This window comes from Brevibacillus sp. BD137, assembly GCF_041644655.1.
GTDB classification, from domain to species: domain Bacteria; phylum Bacillota; class Bacilli; order Brevibacillales; family Brevibacillaceae; genus Brevibacillus; species Brevibacillus brevis_D.
Genome location: NZ_JAOTNO010000007.1, coordinates 17,928 through 37,940, shown reverse-complemented (window position 1 = coordinate 37,940; position 20,013 = coordinate 17,928). Strand labels below are relative to the sequence as shown.

Below are 20,013 nucleotides of genomic sequence, written 5' to 3'. Positions count from 1 at the left end.
GCGGAATGCTGCTGCTCCTTATTTTATTTCAGTGTGCCAAAACCGACGATGTCCACATGAACTTTGATATTGAATTTTGCTTTTTTATAGAGGGCGAGACCCGTTTCGCGTGTCCATTTGCCAACATATTTTTGGCGAATGCTCTCCTCGAGCTGCGACGGGTCAACCCCTTGCTTTTGAAAACGTACCAGCATTTCCATGCTTTCCTTACTGATCCGTTTCTCAAGCTCTTGAACCATGGTCCGAAATTGACCCCGCTTCTCCAAATCCTTGCTGCCTGAATAGCCCACCAGCATCCCTCTCACCCGAAGATCGATGTGGATGACAGGCTTTTTCATGTTGCCATTGCTTCTTACTTTCGTGTTTGCCCTTACAAAATCGAAGACGACCTTTTCCGTTTGTTTTTTACCTGTCTTCGCCTCGTGCTTGAACTCGAAGCTCATACGGGGCAAGCGCTTTCTACCCAGAAACCCCTGAACCAGCTTCCCCTCTCGCTGTGAGTACATTCCGATCATCTTGTCCACTCGAAAAAGGGCCACCTTGGTGATCTGAATATCTCCGTCACTGTGGATAAGATAAGGAAGATTGGGGTCCATCGTATTGCTAGTCATCATAAAAACAAAATCGTGAATGGTCGCAAAAGACGAAAAGGCCGTTTCCACTCGCGGACGGAGCAAGCTGTTCAAATACGTGTTGATTTCCGGCCTGTGGTTATAGGTTCTTTTGATGACATCTTTCGCTTTTCCTTGTACGACGGCAATGTATACATTTTCTCCTACAATCGGATTGCGATAGAGATCAAGGATGACTTTTCCGATCCCTACTTTGCGGGCGTATTCTTCACTGAACAAAATCACACGCAATTGAGAGAGAGACATGGTCCTCTCTGCTTTTGTCGCGAGATTCAGCATCGCCTCGCTCGTCATCGAGGAAAAAGTCGAGTACACCTGCGTGGATTCCTTATTTTTGGAGGGAACCGGTACGGATACGGTGACATCTATCTTTTCACGATCCACATAATCAAAGCCCATAACCCCAATCATGGCCATGTCTTCCAGTGCTGGCCGTTCGAGTTCGCTTCCGCACCCGCAAAGGCTGAGCAAGAGGATAACCGTAACAACAATGAACCAGCTCGCCCTCTTCATGATACCCGCTCTCCTCTACCGAACCTCAAAGAATGAAGCAATAACAAAAAAATAGGCCATAAGATCAACCCATAGGCTATATAAACAGTCACCTTGTCATAAATGTAGCGTTGTTTTTCTACAGATAATGGCCCCACAATGAATAAAAACGAAATGATGGTAGGTAAAAGCAGATGCCACAGCCGAGTCTTTTCTGCCATTTCTTCAAGACCTGTACGCGCAACCCACAAATATCCCGTACTCGTGCTAAGAATGAGGAAGACCCAGAGACCAATCCCGAGATTTTCGATCCGCTCCAAAAAAGACAGCTCTACAGCCTTAAATAAATTCAAAATGGGATAAATGAGATTTTCCATTTGCCATTCAGAAAAATAAGCTACGCTTGTGATCAAGATCATGACATACAACAAAACCACGATCCATACCCCAATTAGCACATGCTTGTGTGCCTTGTTCTTCTCTTGGATATACGGGTAGAAAAACAGGACCAATTCATACCCAAGCATACTCGCGTAAGAATTGTGCACGGTTTCAGCTATACTGCGCCAATCTGTATTAAAAAGAGGAAAAATATGCGTGAATCCTCCCTTTTGAAATCCGTACTGCAAAAGTAAAACCATCCAGCCCGTAAAAAAGAAGGTTAGCAGGCAAAAACGCGCGATCAATTTGATGCCGCCATTTGTAATGTAGACCATCGTCAAAGTCAATCCGAGCAACGGCAATGTGGCTGTCTGATTGCTCAGCATGGAGGTTTGCACCAGTCTGACATATCCTTCATTGGCGGTAGATACATTCAAAATGGCGTAGACGATAATCAAGATATTGAAACAGCGTCCCAGCCATTTTCCCAACAGCTTTTCGTGAATCCGAAACAAATTATCCTCTGGATAGCGACGACACAAGGCCATCATCGGTATTAACGTTAAGCTGACGATGCACCCCAACAAAATCGGAGACCACCACAGATTGTAGCCTAGTTTACTAGCAGAATGAGCCAGTCCAAGTAAATTAACTCCCACCATCGTATTCATGATCAATCCGATTACCAGGATCGGATTCAGGCTGTCAATTCTCCCTCTATCCATCTCCCTAATCCTCCCCAACTGGCCGGACATGCTTTTGCTTTGCCCGAGACATGCGGTTGCGATTGACGATAAACCTCAATGGTGCACGTACGAGACCATTCATCAAATCGGTCCATTGACGCGGAACTCCCGGGGTCATGTACGGAGTCCCGAGCGAAGTCAGGTTGAGCAAATGCGCGAATAAAAACGACAGGGCCAGCATCTGTCCGTACATGCCCAATACACCTGCCATCAGGATGAAACCATAGCGCACGAGCCGAATCGCATTACTCATCAAAAAATTGGGTGGCACAAAAGAAAGTAGTGCCGATACAGAAACAAGGACGATCAGGATATTACTGGCTAACCCCGCTTGTACAGAGGCTGTCCCGATCACGATACCGCCAACGATACCGATTGTCTGGCCGATTTTAGTCGGCATGCGTATCCCCGCTTCCCGCAAGATCTCGATGACGAGCTCAATAATGAGTACCTCGATCACGGGCGGAAAAGGCACCCGACTGCGCGATTCAGACAAAATCGTCAGCAAAGCGGGAGGAAGCATTTCCGGATGATACGTCAAGACAGAGACGTAGCTGGAGGTGAGCATAATGGTGATAAACAATCCGAAAAAGCGAATCATCCGCAGCAAGCTCGCCGTAGACCATCGATTGTAAAAGTCTTCGGGGCTGCTAAACATCTCCAGAAAGGACGTTGGACAGATGGCAGCCTCCGGACTGCCATTCAGCATGATCACGATCCTGCCGTCCAACAAGGCTGCTGTTGCATTGTCAGGCCGACCCGTCAAGCCAAATTGCGGGAATGGAGAATACGGCTTGTCTTCCAGCATCTGCTTTAAGACAGGCATCCCGACAAATCCAGGGTAATTGACATTGGCGAGCCGTTTTTTCACGCGCTCCACATTTTCTGCGTTCGCGATGTTTTCCAGATAAATTACAGCTACCTTGTTGTGCGCCTCGGTGCCAATCGTGTAGCTCGATACTTTCAGATGAGGTGTAGCGAGTCTTCTCCGAAGCAAGGACAAATTGATCTCCAGCATTTCAACAAAGGAGTCTTGCGGTCCAAGGACGGTCGCCTCCGTCTCGGATTTCGTAATGGAACGATGAGCGACCTGAAATGTATTCATATGCAGAATGAGATCCCTTTCCAGGAAAAACAAGATGGTATGACCGCGTAGCAAGTTACTCATCAACGTCTCCATATCGTCAAGAAGACATTCCTGTGAGAAAGGGAGCGTCTGCATCGGATCTTTACCATCGGAACGCTGCAACGGAAGAAAGACATTCTCATAAATCTGAGACACATCCACCAGCGTATCGAGAAAAAAAACGTGTACCTCCTCGTCATTCATCTTCAATGACAAGCTGCTGAGGTCATCCACGTTTTGCATGCGTTGTTTTACCGTATCCGGTGTAATTTGTTCGCTTCGCCGCGCTTGAACCGAACTGATGCGCTGCTTTGCTTGTATGGCCTCTACTTGCGCTCTCCACCAATCAGTCGGCTTCATGCTAGATCCCCCTTTTTTTCAGGAAAATCTTTCTTACTTTGACCTATCTGTGGTTACTTTATCCAAAAAAATAGAAAACGGGAGCCGAAGCCCCCGTTGAACTATCTCCCTACCCATATGAAATGATTAGGCGAACTGCTTAGATAAGTTAGCCATTTCGATCGCTGCCGTTGCTGCTTCCCAGCCTTTATTGCCTGCTTTGGTTCCTGCTCGCTCGATAGCTTGCTCGATATTGTCTGTCGTCAAAACACCAAAAATAACGGGTATCCCAGTCGAGAGTGATAGGGACGCAACTCCTTTCGCGGTCTCATTGCAGACATAATCAAAGTGTGGAGTGGAGCCACGAATGACAGCTCCCAATGTAACAACCGCATCATAGCGACCGGATTCCGCCATTTTTTTGGCGATCAACGGAATTTCAAACGCGCCCGGTACCCATGCCACGTCTACCTGTTCATCCTCTACGCCGTGACGCTTCAGGGCATCGAGAGCCCCTCCGACCAGCTTGCTTACGATTAATTCGTTAAAGCGTCCTGCCACAATCCCTACACGCAAGCCTGTTCCAACCAAATGTCCTTCGAATGTTCTCATCGTTTATTCCCTCTCCTTATCCGTTCAGATGAAGCAGGTGACCCAGCTTCTCTTGTTTTGTTGATAGATACTGTTTGTTGTGCAGATGCTCTGGCGTTTGAAGCGGCACCCGTTCTTCTACTGCTAATCCGTAACCGGTAAGCCCGCGGATTTTTCGTGGGTTGTTGGTCAAAAGCCGCATGCGTTGCACCCCTAAATCTCGTAAAATTTGCGCACCAATACCGTAATCTCGAAGATCAGCGGCGAATCCTAGCTTTTCATTGGCCTCAACCGTATCCAAGCCTTCCTCCTGCAGCTTGTAGGCACGCAGCTTATTAATCAAGCCAATGCCTCTGCCCTCCTGGCGCATGTACAATAAAATGCCGCGTCCATTCGCTTCGATCTGTTTCAATGCTGCGTGCAGCTGTGGGCCGCAGTCGCAGCGATGAGAGCCGAAAACATCTCCTGTCAAGCACTCCGAGTGCACGCGGACGAGAATAGGCTCATCCGGTCGGATCTCTCCCTTGATGAGAGCCACATGCTCTTTGCCATCCAGCTCATTCGTGTAAGCGGCAATCCGAAAATCACCGTAGGCAGTCGGAAGCTGCACTTCGATTTCCCGTTTCACCATGGATTCCGTCCGCATCCGATACGCGATCAAGTCTGCAATGGTAATCAGCTTGAGATCAAAGCGGCGCGCGATCTCTACCAATTGCGGCAGACGTGCCATAGAGCCATCTTCATTCATAATTTCGCAGATCACTCCCGCTGGAATGCCCCCCGCCAAGCGAGCCAAATCAACTGCCGCCTCCGTATGTCCCGCTCTGCGCAATACACCGCCAGACTTCGCGATTAACGGAAAAATATGTCCCGGTCTGCGGAAATCGTCTGCGACCTTCTGCTCGTCAAGCATCGCCAAGACCGTCTGAGAGCGCTCATGAGCGGATATCCCTGTATGTGTACTCCCTTCATCGATAGACACGGTAAAAGCCGTTCCTTGCTTGTCTGTATTGGCATTCACCATCGGTTGGAGCTGCAAGCGAGTCGCGTGCTCTTCTGTCACCGGTACGCAAACAAGTCCTCTGCCATGTGTGACCATGAAGTTGATCATTTCAGGCGTAGCCGCTTCGGCCATGCAGACAAAATCTCCTTCGTTTTCCCGATCCTCATCGTCTACCACAATGACCGCCTTGCCCTGACGCAAATCTTCCAATGCTTCTTCTATGCTGTGAAACATGCTTTCTCCCTCCTACTCACGCGAAGCCGTTTTCCTGCAAAAAGTCCAGACTGAGCCCGCCAGATTTTTCAGTAGTGCCATGGTTTTGATAACCTAACAAACGCTCCACATATTTGCCGATGACATCCGTTTCGAGATTCACCAAGTCCCCAGGTCGTCTGTCTGCAAGACTCGTATTCGCCAGCGTATGCGGTATGATCGAAACGGTAAAACCGCTATCGTTTACGTCCACCACAGTGAGGCTGATGCCATCTATGCAAATCGATCCACGGGCAATAACGTACTTCAACAGCTGCGGTTCGGCCTCAATCCGAAACACGACGGCATTCGCATTTACCTCTCGTGAAGCAACCATTCCGGTCCCGTCTACATGTCCGGAGACGATATGCCCGCCGAATCGGTCCCCCAGTCGCATCGCTCTCTCCAAATTCACTCGCTGTCCACTGCGTAATTGGCGCAAGCTCGTCTTATTCATCGTCTCTGGCATCACATCGACGCTAAACTGGCGATTGGTAAAAGAAGTAACGGTAAGGCAAATACCATTGACCGAGATACTGTCACCGAGCTTCACCCCTTCGAGTACCTGCTGTGCGCGGATGACCAGTCGACTCGCCTGCTCGTTCCCTTGAATCGATTCCAACACGCCCACTTCTTCGACCAGTCCTGTGAACATGCTCTTTCCTCCTCACTCGCTACGTCTGATCCTCCCATTGTGGGTACCCGCTGATCTGTACATCGCTTTTCCCGATCGGCGTGATCGTGACATTTGCCAGCTGTACCGCTTCTCCCATCGTCGCAAAGCCTTGACCTCCGAATGGCGAAGGCGCACCGCTTCCCCCGATCAGCTTTAGCGCGATATGGCTCACGACCTTTTGAATCGCTCTCGCCTGCAAAAAGGAGCCGTTGACCTCCTGCCCGCCTTCCACAAGCAGCGAGGTAATTCCCAGCTCTCCCAACGTATCTAGCACCTTTTCCACGCGAATTGCCCCTGCCGTTGTGATGACCTTTACTCCTCTTGCCGCAAACAGCTCCTGCTTTTCCTTTGGGGCTGAATCTGTCGCAAAGATCCATGTCTTCGCATCTGCATTTTGGACCACACGGGCATCCAGCGGCGTCCGTAATTGGCTGTCCAAAATCACGCGAACTGGCTGACTTCCAAAACGCTGCTTCTCCTGACGCGCCGTCAACAGTGGGTCATCCGCGAGAATCGTTCCAACCCCAACGAGAATCGCATCGTGCTGCCTGCGCAATTCATGCACCTCTGACCGAGCCTCTGCTCCAGTAATCCATCGACTGTGTCCCGTGAACGAAGCGATTTTCCCATCCAATGTACTGGCCGTCTTTACCGTCACAAATGGACGTCTGGTTTGGATGTAATGGAAAAAGACTTCATTGAGCGCCTTCGCTTCCTCTTCTCTCACGCCCACCGCTACTTCCACTCCTGCGGCCAGCAGCATCTCCACTCCTCGTCCCGCCACCAATGGATTCGGATCGAGCGTCGCTACAACGACACGACGTACAGCAGCTGCGATCAACGCCTCTGCACACGGCGGTGTTTTCCCATAGTGACTGCAAGGCTCCAAGGTCACGTACACGGTCGCGCCTTGCGCTTTTTCCCCAGCCATCCGAAGTGCGTGCACCTCAGCATGGGGCTCTCCTGCTCGCAGATGCGCTCCCATTCCGACGATGGTTCCATCTTTCACAATCACAGCTCCGACCATGGGATTCGGACTGGTTTGACCTCGTGCCGATCGTGCCAATTCCAGCGCCAGATCCATGTACTTGCTGTCCTGTTCCATACCGCACTCCTTTCTGTTCCATCATTCCAGCCAAACACAAAAAGCCCTTGAAACCTCAAAGCGTTTCAGGGCATAGGGAAAGAAGCCTTACCTCATTCATTTTTCCAAAAAACAAATGAAGAAAGCACAAAATCTTCTTCCATCCGGACTGTACCGTCGGCTCTGGACTTTCACCAGATCAGTCGCTGCAAGTGTGGTCAGCAAGTCGCGGGCTCAGACGTACGTACGCCATTACCGCCGGTCAGGAATTTCACCTTGCCCTGAAGATTGTCGCTATGAAGTTTTATGAAAAATAAAAACGCCCATGAATATTATGCTCAGGGCGTTCAGAAAGAAGCCTTGTTTCTACCGTTTTTTGAAAAAAACAGCGAAACAGGCCGTTCCAAATACCTTCTCCCATCCGGACTGTACCGTCGGCCTTGGATTTGCACCAAGTCAGTCGCTATCAACTGCTTACGATAGCGAGTCGCGGGCTCAGACGTGCGTTCGTCATTACCGCCGGTCGGGAATTGCACCCTACCCTGAAGGCTGGTATTCAGTTAGGCAAAGTATAGCATATTTTTATCAATTGGCAATGTGCTTAACAGTTCAAACTACTCTTTCAGCTTTTCTGTCAATCTATCACCTTACTTCCCACTATATGACACAAAAAGTCATCATATATTACAAAATAAGTTAAAATATTACAAAAAAATATTGAATTTCCATCAAATGTATTATACTCTCAATTTGTACCATTAATACTAATAATCGGAGGTATATCGATGAAAAAGGTAGTTGCTGGTTTTCTTTCTCTCACTCTATTAGCTAGTCTCTCCATTTCTGCTACTGCTACAGAAGTAGAAGCAAAATCTCCGGAATTCATGAACACTGCAGGAGCCATATATTACGACTATGAGCCTAACAACAATAGAGAATCGGCTAATCCATATTCAATCGGTGGACAAATTAATGGTAATTTAGACGATAGCAATTTTGATTATTATAAGTTCGTTGCTGAAAAGTCTGGTACCATTCGAGTACAGTTTGCTTATGCCCGTGGTGATATAAATTCTTCCAAGTATCAGGATTTTTGGCTTGAAATGGTGCAAAACACTGGCCCTGGCGGTACCCGAGCAGACTACTCTCGTCATTCATTTGATAAGCAAGTCGTTGCTGGCGAGACATACTATTTAAGAGCAGCCAGAGCTTCTTCCGACTCGTCTATGAGTAACGCTTACTCAATCTATACCTATTACCTAAATTAATTAATTTGACTACATGCGTCTGAATGGTTTCCTCTTGCTGCAACTGGTAGAGAAGTTGTCCGATTGTTGGACGGCTCAGGCTGTCGAGAACGTTTCGACAGCCTTTTTACATGTAATCTTAGTAACTTTGCAAATCATATACACTTCTCTCTCATATCTATCTTTTTCGGATCGAATATGCACAGCGCCTCAAATTACGCCTCTAATACTCTTAGTAGCTCTAGTAAATCCGTGATGTAAACCACTGGTTTCACCTCATGGCGCTCCATATCCAGCTGGTTCCCTTGATACGAAATAAACGCTACTTGTCCATCGGTGGCCGCCTTTCCATCAATCCACGAATCGCCGATCATCGTCCATGCAGAGTCAGGCCAATCAGGGCGCAGATTTCGAATATAGTGAATGCCCGATGGAGACGGCTTCAAGGTCGTCATTTGTTCACGGGCCACGATTTCGTCAAAATAGGATGCGATACCCGTCTCTTTCAATGCTTCTACTGCAGCAGCATAGGCATTGTTGGTCAATATATACAAATGGTAGTTCTCTTTCAACTGATCCAGTACTTCCACCGCATGCTTCTCCAGGACAGCTCCATGCATCCCTTCCTTCTCGATCGCGGTAACTGCTTCCCACATCGCTTGTTCCAACTCACTTGTCATTCGCTCTGATTGTCTCCCAATCTCTATCAATTGAGAGGCGGTATGCTTCTCCCACTCTATGGTTGGCTCACAGATGCCATGATCCACCCAATGCTGAAAAATGGCCTGTTTCATTGCTGAAAAGTTGATTCTAGATTGCAACAAGGTATTGTCCATATCGAAAATAATGCCCTTATGCAAGCTCCTGTTCATTGGAACCCTCCTATTTGAGTAATCCGATGTTGATTGCTACCTACTTTCTGCCTAAAAAAGTCTCTTGTTCAATTGTACAGCAAGTTTCGTCCAATCCGTTTCAAAAAAAAAAACGCCGCCTGCATGCAGGTGACGTTTTTGGGGCCAAGCGTTGAGTTCCTATTGCTTCTTCTTGGCGCTGTCTACTTCATACGGCACATCCTTTGGAACGCCTCCAGCTGGCCAGTCTTGTGCCTTTTTGGCAAAGTCCGGACGTGGCTTGGACAAAATATAGGCAGCCAGGTCCGCTGCTTCTTGATCGGTTAACGAGCCTTGCTTAATACCGCCCATTTCCCCTAGAGGCATATTGCGCTGAATGTAGCCAGCAGCTTTGGAAATACGGGCCATACCTGCACCAATATTGAAGGAGTTATCTCCCCATAGGGCTGGTCCAGAGTTTGGTCCTGTTCCTGAACCATCAGCTGCGTGGCATTGTAAACACGATTTTTGAAAGAGGGCTTCTCCATTTGCCACATTCGGTTGAGGTACGCTCTTCAAATCATTTTTCTCTATCCACGGGCGCTCTTTAATGCCTACTGGTACATCTGTTGAGATATACGACAGATAGGCTACCATCGCTCTCATTTCATCGCTGTTATAAGGCAATGGCTTTCCGTTCATGCTTCGTTGAAAACAACCATTGATGCGATCTTCAATGGTAACCACTTTTCCAGACCTTGGAATGTACTGGGGGTAGACTGCGGTGACACCGGTTAAAGGGGAAGTCGCATCCATTCCGGCATTACCGTGACAGCTAGAGCAGGAGAGCTTATTCCCTGTATATTCAGGGATCACTGTGCTCGTTTCATTCATTAACTTATGTCCATACTTAATCGATTCTCCCAATGGCCCTTCTGGCACCTTGTCCATACTAGGCGGGGTGTAGGAATCTAGATTGATTGCTCCCGATGCCTCACTCGCTGTTGAGGTGGGTTGGGCGGTCTGCTGTGTAGCGCAGCCAGCAAAGACCAGCATCGCCACTACAACCATGGACAGCTTCTTCCAGCCTGTCTTCTCTTTTTTGATCATAGGTCTCACTCCTCCATGTTGATCGTGTATTCACTAGGGTAAGAATAGCAAGAGGCGTGCCAAGCCATAAAAGCTGGAAAACGAACGAGTTGGCGCTTCCAAAGAGCAAGAAAAAGAAAAGACCATGCCAAAATGTCATGGTCAGTCCGCGACAAAATGTCACGGTCGCAGCTCGTACTCTTCGATTTTTCGATACAGATTACGTACGCTGATCCCCAGCTTCTCAGCTGTCTTGGTCTTGTTCCATTGGGAAACATCCAGCACATGCTTGATATGTTCTCGCTCTACATTTTTCAGTAAATACGCCTCTTCCTCGCTCGTTTCTGCTGATGAAAGGAGCTTTCGATCTGACGGGTTGTGAGGTACTGGCTGTTCGTGTGGAAAGAGATCCTTGTCGTCTATCTCCTCTCCTTTTGCCAAAACGACTGCGCGTTCGATCATATGAGCCAACTCCCGAACATTCCCCGGGAATGAGTAGGCCAAAAGAGCTGCCTGCGCTTTCACAGAAAGCGGTTTGACTGGATACTTACGCTTGAGGCGATTCAAAAAGAAAGCAGACAGTGGCAAAATGTCCTCGCTTCTCTGCGTGAGAGGTGGAATCGTTATATCCATGACATGCAGCCGGAAATAAAGATCGGATCGAAACGTTCCTTCTTCCACTTTCTTTTCCAGATCGGCATTGGTAGCAGCGATGATCCGAACATCCACCTTGTGCAGAATCGGGCTCCCTATTCGGCGAAATTCACCGGTTTCCAGAAAACGGAGTAGCTTGACCTGCAAAGGAAAAGGCAAATCCCCTACTTCATCCAAAAAGAGCGTTCCTTGATGGGCAATCTCTACCAGCCCCTTTTTCTGAGCAGTTGCGCCTGTAAAGGCTCCCTTTTCATACCCGAACAGTTCACTTTCCAGCATCGTTTCTGGTATTGCTCCCAAATTGATCGGTACGAATGCCTTTGATGCTCTCTCACTATACTCATATATGAGTCTCGCGATGACATCCTTCCCTGTCCCACTTTCCCCTTTCAAGAGAACGAGAAAATCCGTACTGGCTACTCGCTTGGCAGTAGCTAGGACCTCTTTTAGCTTCGGGCTTTCCGCAACGATTTGAAACGTCGTTTTTCCATTTGTCGATAGAGCTTCTCTCAACTGTTGGTTTTCCTCGGTCAACTGCTGTTTTTCGACGGCCTTGGAAATCAAAACCTCCAATTCATTGAGGTTGTAAGGCTTTGTCAAATAATCATAAGCGCCGCGTTTCATTGCTTCGATCGCTGTTTCGATGGTTCCGTGTCCCGTCACAACAATGATTTGAATCGCAGGAGTGGTTTCCTTGCACCATTGCAGAAAGGAGAGACCGTCCATCCCGGGCATTTTCAAATCAAGCAATATGACATGAATCGTTTCGCTGGTTACTAGCTTCTGTGCGCTGATTCCGTCAGATGCTTCCAGCGTGGTATATCCCTTTCTCTTCAATCGACTGGTTAATAGATGGCGGAAATCCGCTTCGTCATCAACAATGAGTATACGAGTGTCAGTGTGCATCTTTTGTTCATTCCCCCTTTGCCGACGGCAGGATGACCGTAACAGTCGTGCCTATGTTTGGCGTACTTTCGATCTCGATTTCTCCGCCTAAATTCGTCACAATCCCGTAGCAGACCGATAACCCGAGACCAGTCCCTTTTCCAGGAGGCTTGGTTGTATAAAAGGGCTCCAAAACATGTGGCAAATCTGCTGCGGGTATTCCGTATCCATCATCTCTGATCCACAGACGGAGTCTATCAACCGATGGAGAATCCGTTGCTATCTCAATAGTTCCTCGCTCCTCGGTCGCGTACAGCGCATTGGTTAACAGATTGAGCAAAATCTGCTGAAGCTGTCCGGGGGTAGCAAGAAGAAACGGTGCAGAGGCCGACAGAGACTGGTTCACCGTTACCTGTTTGACACGTATTTCATGGGACAGAAGAATGAGAATGTCTGATAGGACTTGATGAATATTTACTTTTTCTACGATAACGGGTGATTTCCCCGAAAAGTGCAGCAATCGGGTCGTGATTTCCTTGCAACGGTTAATTTGTTTGTCCATCGTGTCCAAGTATTGGGTAAGCTCTCCTGTGTCCTGTAACTCTCGAATATCCTCTTCCACCAGACGGTCTCGCAAGTCTTGTCCATACAACGACAGAATACCTAATGGATTATTGATTTCATGAGCGATGCCCGACGCCAAGAGTCCAATAGCAGCGAGCTTGTCTGCTTGTGCGATTGCGGCTTCCAGCTCTCGTTTCTCCGTGATGTCCTCGATAACCTCCAGAAAAGCAGACGACTCTTTCTCCGGATGCAGAGGGAAAACCTGATGGCGATAAGAGCGGACACGTCCATCCTGATCGACTCTAGACGAAATAAGGTCAGTCTGCTTTTCGTTTACCATTTGTCGCGTTCGGAGCATGCAACTATTGCATGAGCTGAATTGCTGACCAATCGTCAGGTGGCAGTCTTTCCCTAGGAGATTCGCCGCATCCTGGAACCACGCCGACGCTGTTTGGTTAATCCAGCGAATGCGAAAAGATTCATCTACGAGAATCAGCCCCATCCCCATACCACTGACGACAAGATCAAGCCGTTTCTTTTCATCCAGAAGCTGATTGGTCTTCGTCTCCAGACTCTGTGCCATTTCATTGCAGGACGCTGCTAGTCTGCCAATTTCATCAGAGGTCGTCACTGGTATTCGCACGGTTAAGTCGCCACCTGCGATTTTTTGCACAGCGGATTCGATCTTTTCCATTAATCGGCTAAACGAGACAGAAAATACAATACTAATCCCCAACACGATAAGTGCGATGAATAAGGTCGTAAAAAGCAGAGACTGTTCCAATTTTGAAAAGGCAGCAAACGCCGTTTGGCTCGACTGCTCCAGCATAATGACCCAATGTGTGACAGAAGAGCGCATGGCATAGTTGACCATGACATCTCCATTGGAAGCTTGATACGTACGGATAACAGGCTTGTCTGTTCGAACTGGTAGTGTCCAGGATGGAGGAACCGCTTGTTCATAATAGGTCAAGGAGCCATCAGAAGGCTTGCCCAGCATAAACGGATCTGCAAACCGATCACTTTTCCCATCCGTGACAAACAAATAGGCCTCGTTTTCATATCGAGCTCGCAGCGTGACTTGTTCAAGCAGCTGCTTTACATTGAGCTTTGCGTACATGCCGCCTTTTACACCGTTAGCGGATACATGAGGGATCGCGACCGTTACCAGCAGCTTCCCTTCCGCTGATCGGACAATGCTTCCGATGTATGGCTTTCCCGACTGGATGGTGGGAAGAAATTGGCTGTCTTGCTCCCTTGTTGTGTCCAGTCTTTGGTGCTTCCAGCGATTCAACAAAAACTGCGGCTCTCCATCCTGATGAAAAAGCGCGACCTCCTCCATGTAAGGCGAGGTTTTCAATAACGTATTCAACAAAAAATAAGCATCATCATCGCTAGGGCGCTCATTGAGAAAACGCTGCTGAACCACCTGCATGGATTGGGAAGTATGTAAAAAAAGCATATCCAACTGCGCCAACGTATTTTCCACGTAGATCTGATTGGCTCTGTCTACCTCTTCTCGAACCTTTTCTTTACTGGTATGCAAATTGATTGAACCAAGAATCAGAAAAGGAATGATGGACATGCACAGCCCAAACAGGAGCATCTTTGTCTTCAGTCGATTGATGCGCGGTAGTCTGCTCCTCCTCATTTGTTCTTCACCCCATACCATTCCTGTGCCAGTGACCACTGTTGATCAGTTACGGTAATCGGAAGCTTGGACAGGGAAGTCGCATTGACAACGAATCGCACGTCATCCGGCCATTCGATAGACAGTGCGGTAGGCGGCACTCCATCCAACACCCGCGCTACCATATGAGCAGCCTGCATGCCTTGTGCATGAAAAGAAACACCGTAAGCGGCATACAAACCAGCCTTCACCTGCTCAGGATAAGAGCCCATGACAAACAATTGCTTCTCGATCAAAAGAGGCAAGCAATCGGTAATCGCGTCTTCCAGAACATAGCTAGGTAAAGGAAGCATCGCGTCGTATTCTCCTGGAGAAAGCCTACTGAGCAATAGCTCTAAATCTCTTGGGGAAGCAACCTGCTCCACCTGCAAGCGAACACCGAGCAAGGAAGCAGCTGACCCTGCTTCTACGATAGCTTGCTCTGTCGTAGGAGCATGAGAATCGGCAATGATCAGAATGCGCTTGGCGTCAGGCAACAATCGAGTTGTCAGCTCCAACCTTTTCCCAATCACATTCATTTGGCCATTGCTGATTCCACACGTAACCGTCCCCTCTGTTTCAACAAGTGGTAGCTCGACCAATGAAGCGACACCAATAAAAACGATGGGAACCGTCGTTGTCTCCTGTTGAATCAAAAAGGTCTCGTGCGCCCCTGTCGTGACGACGACATTAGGCTTTTTGGAAATCAGGTCCTGGACAAGAGAGCGCTCCTCTTCAAGAGTTCGAGCCGTATTCAAATAAACAGGCACATACTGAACACGTACTCCTTCACTAAGACCTAACGATTGTAATCCCGCCTTTAATCCCCCTACTTTATCTTTTCGATCCTCATTGGCAATCACAATTCCTATCGTGTACAGATCGACGTCCTGTTTTTGCTGACTACTGGACCAATCGAGCAGAGTTCCTGCCACTAATATGAGGAGAAAGAGGATTTTCCTTTGTTTCTTCATAGGTATCACATCCATCTTTCATCATAGCGGCAAATGATTGCAGAAAATGTGAATAATTAACAAACCTTGGTCTAGAATACGGAGTGCTCCGAATAATATATTTTTTATATTAATCATGATGATTTTATATATTTTTCATATGTAATGATACTTGTTATAATCTGTTTAATTTTGGAAGGGGGAAGGACTACAGGGAATATCGGAGACTTGGCAAAAGCGGCTTATTCGTAAGCGAGATTCAATTGGGAAACTGGATCACCCACGGTGCTCAAGTAGATGACACCACTGCAAAAGCCTGCGTACATGCTGCATTAGACGCTGGAATCACCACATTCGATACTGCTGATGTGTATTCGGAGACGAGAGCAGAATCGATATTGGGTGAGTCTTTAAAGGGGATTCGTCGTGAAAGCATTGAGTTGTGCACGAAGGTTTTCCATCCGATCGGTACCGGAAAAAACGATCGGGGTCTCTCCCGCAAACACATCATGGAAGCCTGCCACTCTTCCCTTCGCAGATTGCAAACGGATTACATTGACGTCTATCATGCACACCGTTTTGATCCATCTACATCGCTGGAAGAAACATTTTTTGCCTTTTCCGATTTGATTCGGCAGGGAAAGGTTCTCTATGTAGGCGTAAGTGAATGGACAGCAGAGCAAATAAGACTGGGTGCCGCTTTGGCAAAGGAATATCGTGTTCCCTTCGTAGCCAGTCAACCTCAGTATTCCATGCTGTGGCGTGTGATTGAAGCCGAGGTCATTCCAGCGTGCGAGCGTGAAGGAATCGGACAAATTGTCTGGTCACCACTGGCGCAAGGCATTCTTTCCGGAAAATATACACCTGACAAGCCAATACCCGAGGGCTCCCGAGCGGCTTCGACCGCCGGATCTCCCTTTTTCGATAAACTGGTCGGACAATGGCTGCAAAAAGAAGTTCTACAGGTAATAGAGCGAATCAAGCCGATCGCACAAGAAGCCGGTTTGACGCTTCCGCAACTTGCCGTTGCATGGGTTCTTCAAAACCACCATGTATCCTCCGCTATTATTGGCGCCTCGAACCCCGAACAGATCAAAGAAAACGTCAAAGCTGCAGGAGTCAAACTAGATACGCAGGTCATGCAGCAAATCAATCACCTATTAGCTGACGTCGCAGAGTTTGACCCTAAGAAAACGGGCTAAGATGTCGTTTCTTCCATCACATTTAGAAAGTTTGCCAGAACAGGCTCGCTTCTATCTGTTTTCCAAGCGGCATAGAGTGGGACTGGAGGTGACTCTTCCATAAATGTTCGAAACACCACATCACTGCGTTGGAAAACAGATACTGAAGAAGGAACAATGGAAATACCCATACCGGCAGCTACCAGATTCACAATGGTATACATTTGAACAGCTTCCTGCACGACGCGAGGTAAAAATCCATGTTGCCTGCAAAAGTTTAGAATGAAGTCGTGAAAAGAAGTCCCCATCCGATGCGGAAACAAAATAAAGGGCTCGTCCGCCAATGCCTGTACAGAAAGTGCTGGCTCTACGGCAAGGGGATGATTCTTGGGCAGTACGGCAACAAGTGTTTCGTTGGTAAACAAGCGAGAAGTGATATGGATGGACGGTTCTGCCACACGAAGGAAGCCAATATCAATTTTTCCATCCTCTAAAGCTTTCCCTTTCTCGGCGGATGTCATTTCTAATAGAGACAGCTCCACCTCGGGAAAACGCTCCTGAAATCCCTTTATGACGTTGACCAGCATACCACCCACTGCCGAATCTACAAAGGCAATGGACAAATGTCCAATTTTCCCTTGGCTTGCCCGTTTTGTTCTCGTAACGGCTTGTTCCAACTGAGAAACAATTCTCCTGGATTCCTCCAAGAAAATCGCGCCTGCTGCCGTAAGACGAACCTGTCTCTTGGTCCGTTCCAACAGCTTCACGCCAAGTTCCTCCTCAAGACTTTGAATTTGTTGAGTCAAAGGAGGTTGCGTCATATTCAATTTACTCGCAGCGCGATTGAAATGCAGTTCTTCTGCTACTGCAATAAAGTAGCGTAGTTTTTTCAAGTCCATAGACGCGATTTTCCTTCCTAATAAGTGATCTCGTCAATTCATAGACCCAACCATTTTTAATCGTATTCGTGTCAAACCCGCTCTTCTTCATGTTCCTTCACGACAAAAAGCGACAGCAGTGCACTGTCGCTTTTTCTATTCAGTCACTATGGTGAGCTTGTCGGCGGCTCTTAGCGTTCGATGCCCATTTCCAGCGATGATCAATCAGTTAATGAGCGCAAATATATTCCCTCCGTAGAACAAATCCTTTGGAGTAGCTCAGTGTATCTATCATCACCCGAATATAAAGGTAACGAAAAATCAAAATTTGACCATACACAAATCTTCATATCTTCAAAAATAAAAACGGTAGGGACTTTCTCACGAAGCCCTAATTCAAGGAATAATTCAAAATCATGCAGATTATTTATTTTCATACTCATACTATCAGATGCTTTCAATTCCGAATGAATCTCTTTAACCCTTATTTTTTTATTCTCACTATCTAGAGCAACTGCCGCTATTTCCACGTTTACATTAGGTAATGTTGTTTCAATCCAAACCGAATTGTACGCCCAAAGTTTACGGAATACCTGTTTAAATTTCTCTTCTTCTCTTAGATAGGAATGAATTAAGGTAGGATTATCATTCGTCATATCAAAAAAGATATTTACCTGTTCAAAAACAGTTTGATTTTTTATTTGCATGGGGAATCTATCCAGAGTAAAACTTTTTTGTGGGAACCGTTCCGCCACAAGATGGCTATGATCTAAGAGAGCCGTATCACACTCTATATCTTTTTCGATATCCTCTGATGGAGACCATTTCTTTCCCCATATGCCCTCAACTATCTTAGTGATATTCATCAAATTTCCTCCTCAAGCTTATTCTCGAAGGATTTTACCTGTATCATCCAATGTAGCCTTTCGATTACCTTTACTATCTCTAAGTTTCCATGCACTTCCACCATGAGGCTTATTGCCCCGATCTTTTTGAATACTCCAACCGGTTTTTTCATTTTCTCTGGTTTTCCCATCAATTCTCTTATCAAACTGACCTAAATCAACACCATCACCTTTATCATTTAAAAGCCTTTTAGGAATATCATAGTAGTATATTATTCCTTTTGCATAAAGATAGTTAAAAGCTTCTACAATTTCATCAGCCATCGCAGTAAATGAATCTTGAAATGCTTCTATTATTTCGTCAAACTTTGGCTCTATTTCATCCCAATAGTATCCGACAACTGCTCCAGCACCAACAGCAATTAGTACTCCAATAATATCTCCAATAGGTAATGGCCCATCAGCTGCGGCTGCTGCTATACCCCCACCAACTGCCATAAACGAATAGTAGACTGGTCTAGGTAATTTTAATCTATCAAGTTTAGTAGATAGGATATCCAATGGATCGGCTTTTAGCGCTGTTTTATTAGGCATTTTTCCCATTTTATAATTGACTTTCTCAACCTTTCCTATCACTTCCTCATGATAATCTAATAAACTGGAATCACCAGTCTCACTTTGTTTTACCATAAAATCTACAAATTTTTGTTGAGCTTCAGGAGTAAGACTATTAAACACTTTTTTAGCAAGCTCTGCCTCAGATAGTCCTTCTGCAGCTTCCATACTTTTATCTAATTTATATAAAGATTCTATCACATCATTTCTTTTTGCTGAGTTACTTGCATCATGCATCGCCATAGTTGGTGTCAATACATTGAATAGTAAAGCAGTGGTTATAGAGGATGCTACTAAGATATGCTTTTTCTTTTGCATATAATTTCTCCTTTTAGTACTCCGGCAAAAGGGTGTAACCTGCATTAGCTTGTTCGATTCTATATGCCAGGTACATTTAATAATTTTCCAAATAAAGGTAACGTATTTTAACTGTTATAATTTGTCATTTTATGCGCAATAAAAAAGTTTATATATTCGGATTTTTCGAAATGCAGTGCATAAAAAAAGCGACAGCAACGCGCTGCCGCTTTTTCCTATTCAGCGATTACGGAGTGCTGTTCGGTGTATCACCAGGGATCCGCGGTACATCCGGCTTGCCTTCCGAGTTGTTATACAAATACGTCGGCACATCGCCAATGATCAAGGAATGGGTGATCGGGATTTTTGTCGTGACCGTCTGCTCCTCAGTCGCAAAAGGGATGACGATGCGCAAATCGACTTCCACGAAAATATAAACCGTCGCCAGCACCATGTTGATGCCTGCTTCCTTCAGCTCTGTCTCCAGCTTGGTCTTGACCGAGCCAATGGGCACGAAAGTCACTGGCAAATTCGGCCCCATCGATGCCAAAAAGGAGTTTCCTGTAGCCAAACCAAGCGGGATCGTGCGGTCTACTTTTTCTTGCTCGAACTCTTGGAGCTTATTCTGGACTCTCGCTGTTGTCTCGCCCACGATTCTTGCATATTCCTTGAAGTTGAACTGATACGCCTGAATTTGCCCCTTGTTGTTCTTCTCGATTTTGACAATCTGATTGAAGTCGACACCTTGCTGCGAAATCCGCTTGGTTACAGCATCTGTTATCGCCTCTTTCGCCAATTGCTCGGCTTTTTGCGTCGCCAGGATTATGAGAGTGGGCTCCAATCGATTTTGCAAAAACACAAGGGTCTGTATCGTCAAAACAAAAAAGATTACCAATGCGATCAAAAACGCTCTCGTACGTGAAAGCGGGTTTCTCCAACGCCGACGGGGTCGAAATACGGCCAATCCCGACACCTCCCAACTGG

Annotated in this window: 18 protein-coding genes and 2 riboswitches; of the genes, 2 read left to right on the top strand and 16 right to left on the bottom strand. The window is 46.8% G+C overall.

The window, feature by feature from the left end; genetic code table 11:
• Nucleotides 1–23 precede the first annotated feature (23 nt).
• The 7 genes from ODZ53_RS16625 to ribD all read right to left on the bottom strand — a co-directional run bounded on the left by ODZ53_RS16625 (nt 24) and on the right by ribD (nt 7,343).
• Nucleotides 24–1,145 (bottom strand): Ger(x)C family spore germination protein, encoded by a 1,122-nt coding sequence (locus ODZ53_RS16625; protein ID WP_372678443.1) that lies wholly within the window; start codon nt 1,143–1,145, stop codon nt 24–26.
• Nucleotides 1,142–2,230, bottom strand: a complete 1,089-nt coding sequence (locus ODZ53_RS16620; protein ID WP_372678441.1) for a GerAB/ArcD/ProY family transporter — start codon at nt 2,228–2,230, stop codon at nt 1,142–1,144. The genes ODZ53_RS16625 and ODZ53_RS16620 overlap by 4 nt, the downstream gene beginning before the upstream one ends.
• Before the next feature lie 4 nt (nt 2,231–2,234).
• On the bottom strand, nt 2,235–3,737 hold the full coding sequence (locus tag ODZ53_RS16615; protein WP_372678439.1) for a spore germination protein: 1,503 nt from the start codon (nt 3,735–3,737) through the stop codon (nt 2,235–2,237).
• A 126-nt stretch (nt 3,738–3,863) separates the two neighbouring features.
• The gene (gene ribH / locus ODZ53_RS16610) at nt 3,864–4,328 is read right to left on the bottom strand and encodes a 6,7-dimethyl-8-ribityllumazine synthase (protein WP_015893048.1); all 465 of its coding nucleotides are present in this window, start codon (nt 4,326–4,328) and stop codon (nt 3,864–3,866) included.
• Between the two features lie 16 nt (nt 4,329–4,344).
• The gene (locus ODZ53_RS16605; RefSeq protein WP_372678436.1) at nt 4,345–5,544 is read right to left on the bottom strand and encodes a bifunctional 3,4-dihydroxy-2-butanone-4-phosphate synthase/GTP cyclohydrolase II; all 1,200 of its coding nucleotides are present in this window, start codon (nt 5,542–5,544) and stop codon (nt 4,345–4,347) included.
• A gap of 16 nt (nt 5,545–5,560) precedes the next feature.
• Nucleotides 5,561–6,217, bottom strand: a complete 657-nt coding sequence (locus ODZ53_RS16600; protein WP_372678434.1) for a riboflavin synthase — start codon at nt 6,215–6,217, stop codon at nt 5,561–5,563.
• A gap of 19 nt (nt 6,218–6,236) precedes the next feature.
• On the bottom strand, nt 6,237–7,343 hold the full coding sequence (gene ribD, locus ODZ53_RS16595; protein ID WP_372678432.1) for a bifunctional diaminohydroxyphosphoribosylaminopyrimidine deaminase/5-amino-6-(5-phosphoribosylamino)uracil reductase RibD: 1,107 nt from the start codon (nt 7,341–7,343) through the stop codon (nt 6,237–6,239).
• Nucleotides 7,344–7,470: 127 nt separating this feature from the next.
• A riboswitch (FMN riboswitch) is annotated at nt 7,471–7,615 on the bottom strand.
• A gap of 112 nt (nt 7,616–7,727) precedes the next feature.
• Nucleotides 7,728–7,876, bottom strand: a riboswitch (FMN riboswitch).
• Between the two features lie 231 nt (nt 7,877–8,107).
• Here ribD and ODZ53_RS16590 point away from each other — a divergent pair.
• A complete protein-coding gene (locus tag ODZ53_RS16590; RefSeq protein WP_372678430.1) occupies nt 8,108–8,590 on the top strand; it encodes a hypothetical protein in 483 nt (160 codons plus the stop codon).
• Between the two features lie 194 nt (nt 8,591–8,784).
• Here ODZ53_RS16590 and ODZ53_RS16585 read toward each other — a convergent pair whose 3' ends face one another.
• The 5 genes from ODZ53_RS16585 to ODZ53_RS16565 form a co-directional block, all read right to left on the bottom strand.
• A complete protein-coding gene (locus tag ODZ53_RS16585; protein ID WP_199926634.1) occupies nt 8,785–9,441 on the bottom strand; it encodes an HAD family hydrolase in 657 nt (218 codons plus the stop codon).
• 159 nt (nt 9,442–9,600) lie between these two features.
• Nucleotides 9,601–10,509: a c-type cytochrome gene (locus tag ODZ53_RS16580; protein ID WP_372678428.1), complete on the bottom strand. Its 909-nt coding sequence runs from the start codon at nt 10,507–10,509 to the stop codon at nt 9,601–9,603.
• Between the two features lie 159 nt (nt 10,510–10,668).
• A complete protein-coding gene (locus tag ODZ53_RS16575) occupies nt 10,669–12,048 on the bottom strand; it encodes a sigma-54-dependent transcriptional regulator (RefSeq protein ID WP_372678426.1) in 1,380 nt (459 codons plus the stop codon).
• A gap of 7 nt (nt 12,049–12,055) precedes the next feature.
• Nucleotides 12,056–14,242 (bottom strand): ATP-binding protein, encoded by a 2,187-nt coding sequence (locus ODZ53_RS16570; RefSeq protein WP_372678424.1) that lies wholly within the window; start codon nt 14,240–14,242, stop codon nt 12,056–12,058.
• Complete coding sequence (locus ODZ53_RS16565; RefSeq protein WP_372678422.1) at nt 14,239–15,234, bottom strand: ABC transporter substrate-binding protein; 996 nt, start codon at nt 15,232–15,234, stop codon at nt 14,239–14,241. The genes ODZ53_RS16570 and ODZ53_RS16565 overlap by 4 nt, the downstream gene beginning before the upstream one ends.
• A 161-nt stretch (nt 15,235–15,395) precedes the next feature.
• On the opposite strand from ODZ53_RS16565, the gene ODZ53_RS16560 reads away from it, so the two are divergent.
• Nucleotides 15,396–16,415, top strand: a complete 1,020-nt coding sequence (locus tag ODZ53_RS16560; RefSeq protein WP_372678783.1) for an aldo/keto reductase family protein — start codon at nt 15,396–15,398, stop codon at nt 16,413–16,415.
• Here ODZ53_RS16560 and ODZ53_RS16555 read toward each other — a convergent pair.
• The 4 genes from ODZ53_RS16555 to yunB form a co-directional block, all read right to left on the bottom strand.
• Nucleotides 16,412–17,293: a LysR substrate-binding domain-containing protein gene (locus ODZ53_RS16555; protein WP_372678420.1), complete on the bottom strand. Its 882-nt coding sequence runs from the start codon at nt 17,291–17,293 to the stop codon at nt 16,412–16,414. The two genes, ODZ53_RS16560 and ODZ53_RS16555, sit on opposite strands and share 4 nt — an antisense overlap.
• A gap of 200 nt (nt 17,294–17,493) precedes the next feature.
• Nucleotides 17,494–18,138: a hypothetical protein gene (locus ODZ53_RS16550; RefSeq protein WP_372678418.1), complete on the bottom strand. Its 645-nt coding sequence runs from the start codon at nt 18,136–18,138 to the stop codon at nt 17,494–17,496.
• A gap of 18 nt (nt 18,139–18,156) precedes the next feature.
• The gene (locus ODZ53_RS16545) at nt 18,157–19,050 is read right to left on the bottom strand and encodes a hypothetical protein (RefSeq protein ID WP_372678416.1); all 894 of its coding nucleotides are present in this window, start codon (nt 19,048–19,050) and stop codon (nt 18,157–18,159) included.
• 226 nt (nt 19,051–19,276) lie between these two features.
• Nucleotides 19,277–20,002, bottom strand: coding sequence for a sporulation protein YunB (yunB, locus tag ODZ53_RS16540; RefSeq protein ID WP_064201352.1), 726 nt, complete (start codon nt 20,000–20,002; stop codon nt 19,277–19,279).
• Nucleotides 20,003–20,013: the final 11 nt, after the last annotated feature.

Excerpts from the sequence above, each read along its gene's own strand:
- ODZ53_RS16625 (WP_372678443.1), bottom strand. The coding sequence starts at position 1,145 with ATGAAGAGGGCGAGCTGGTTCATTGTTGTTACGGTTATCCTCTTGCTC.
- ODZ53_RS16620 (WP_372678441.1), bottom strand. The coding sequence starts at position 2,230 with ATGGATAGAGGGAGAATTGACAGCCTGAATCCGATCCTGGTAATCGGA.
- ODZ53_RS16615 (WP_372678439.1), bottom strand. The coding sequence starts at position 3,737 with ATGAAGCCGACTGATTGGTGGAGAGCGCAAGTAGAGGCCATACAAGCA.
- ribH (WP_015893048.1), bottom strand. The coding sequence starts at position 4,328 with ATGAGAACATTCGAAGGACATTTGGTTGGAACAGGCTTGCGTGTAGGG.
- ODZ53_RS16605 (WP_372678436.1), bottom strand. The coding sequence starts at position 5,544 with ATGTTTCACAGCATAGAAGAAGCATTGGAAGATTTGCGTCAGGGCAAG.
- ODZ53_RS16600 (WP_372678434.1), bottom strand. The coding sequence starts at position 6,217 with ATGTTCACAGGACTGGTCGAAGAAGTGGGCGTGTTGGAATCGATTCAA.
- ribD (WP_372678432.1), bottom strand. The coding sequence starts at position 7,343 with ATGGAACAGGACAGCAAGTACATGGATCTGGCGCTGGAATTGGCACGA.
- ODZ53_RS16590 (WP_372678430.1), top strand. The coding sequence starts at position 8,108 with ATGAAAAAGGTAGTTGCTGGTTTTCTTTCTCTCACTCTATTAGCTAGT.
- ODZ53_RS16585 (WP_199926634.1), bottom strand. The coding sequence starts at position 9,441 with ATGAACAGGAGCTTGCATAAGGGCATTATTTTCGATATGGACAATACC.
- ODZ53_RS16580 (WP_372678428.1), bottom strand. The coding sequence starts at position 10,509 with ATGATCAAAAAAGAGAAGACAGGCTGGAAGAAGCTGTCCATGGTTGTA.
- ODZ53_RS16575 (WP_372678426.1), bottom strand. The coding sequence starts at position 12,048 with ATGCACACTGACACTCGTATACTCATTGTTGATGACGAAGCGGATTTC.
- ODZ53_RS16570 (WP_372678424.1), bottom strand. The coding sequence starts at position 14,242 with ATGAGGAGGAGCAGACTACCGCGCATCAATCGACTGAAGACAAAGATG.
- ODZ53_RS16565 (WP_372678422.1), bottom strand. The coding sequence starts at position 15,234 with ATGAAGAAACAAAGGAAAATCCTCTTTCTCCTCATATTAGTGGCAGGA.
- ODZ53_RS16555 (WP_372678420.1), bottom strand. The coding sequence starts at position 17,293 with ATGGACTTGAAAAAACTACGCTACTTTATTGCAGTAGCAGAAGAACTG.
- ODZ53_RS16550 (WP_372678418.1), bottom strand. The coding sequence starts at position 18,138 with ATGAATATCACTAAGATAGTTGAGGGCATATGGGGAAAGAAATGGTCT.
- ODZ53_RS16545 (WP_372678416.1), bottom strand. The coding sequence starts at position 19,050 with ATGCAAAAGAAAAAGCATATCTTAGTAGCATCCTCTATAACCACTGCT.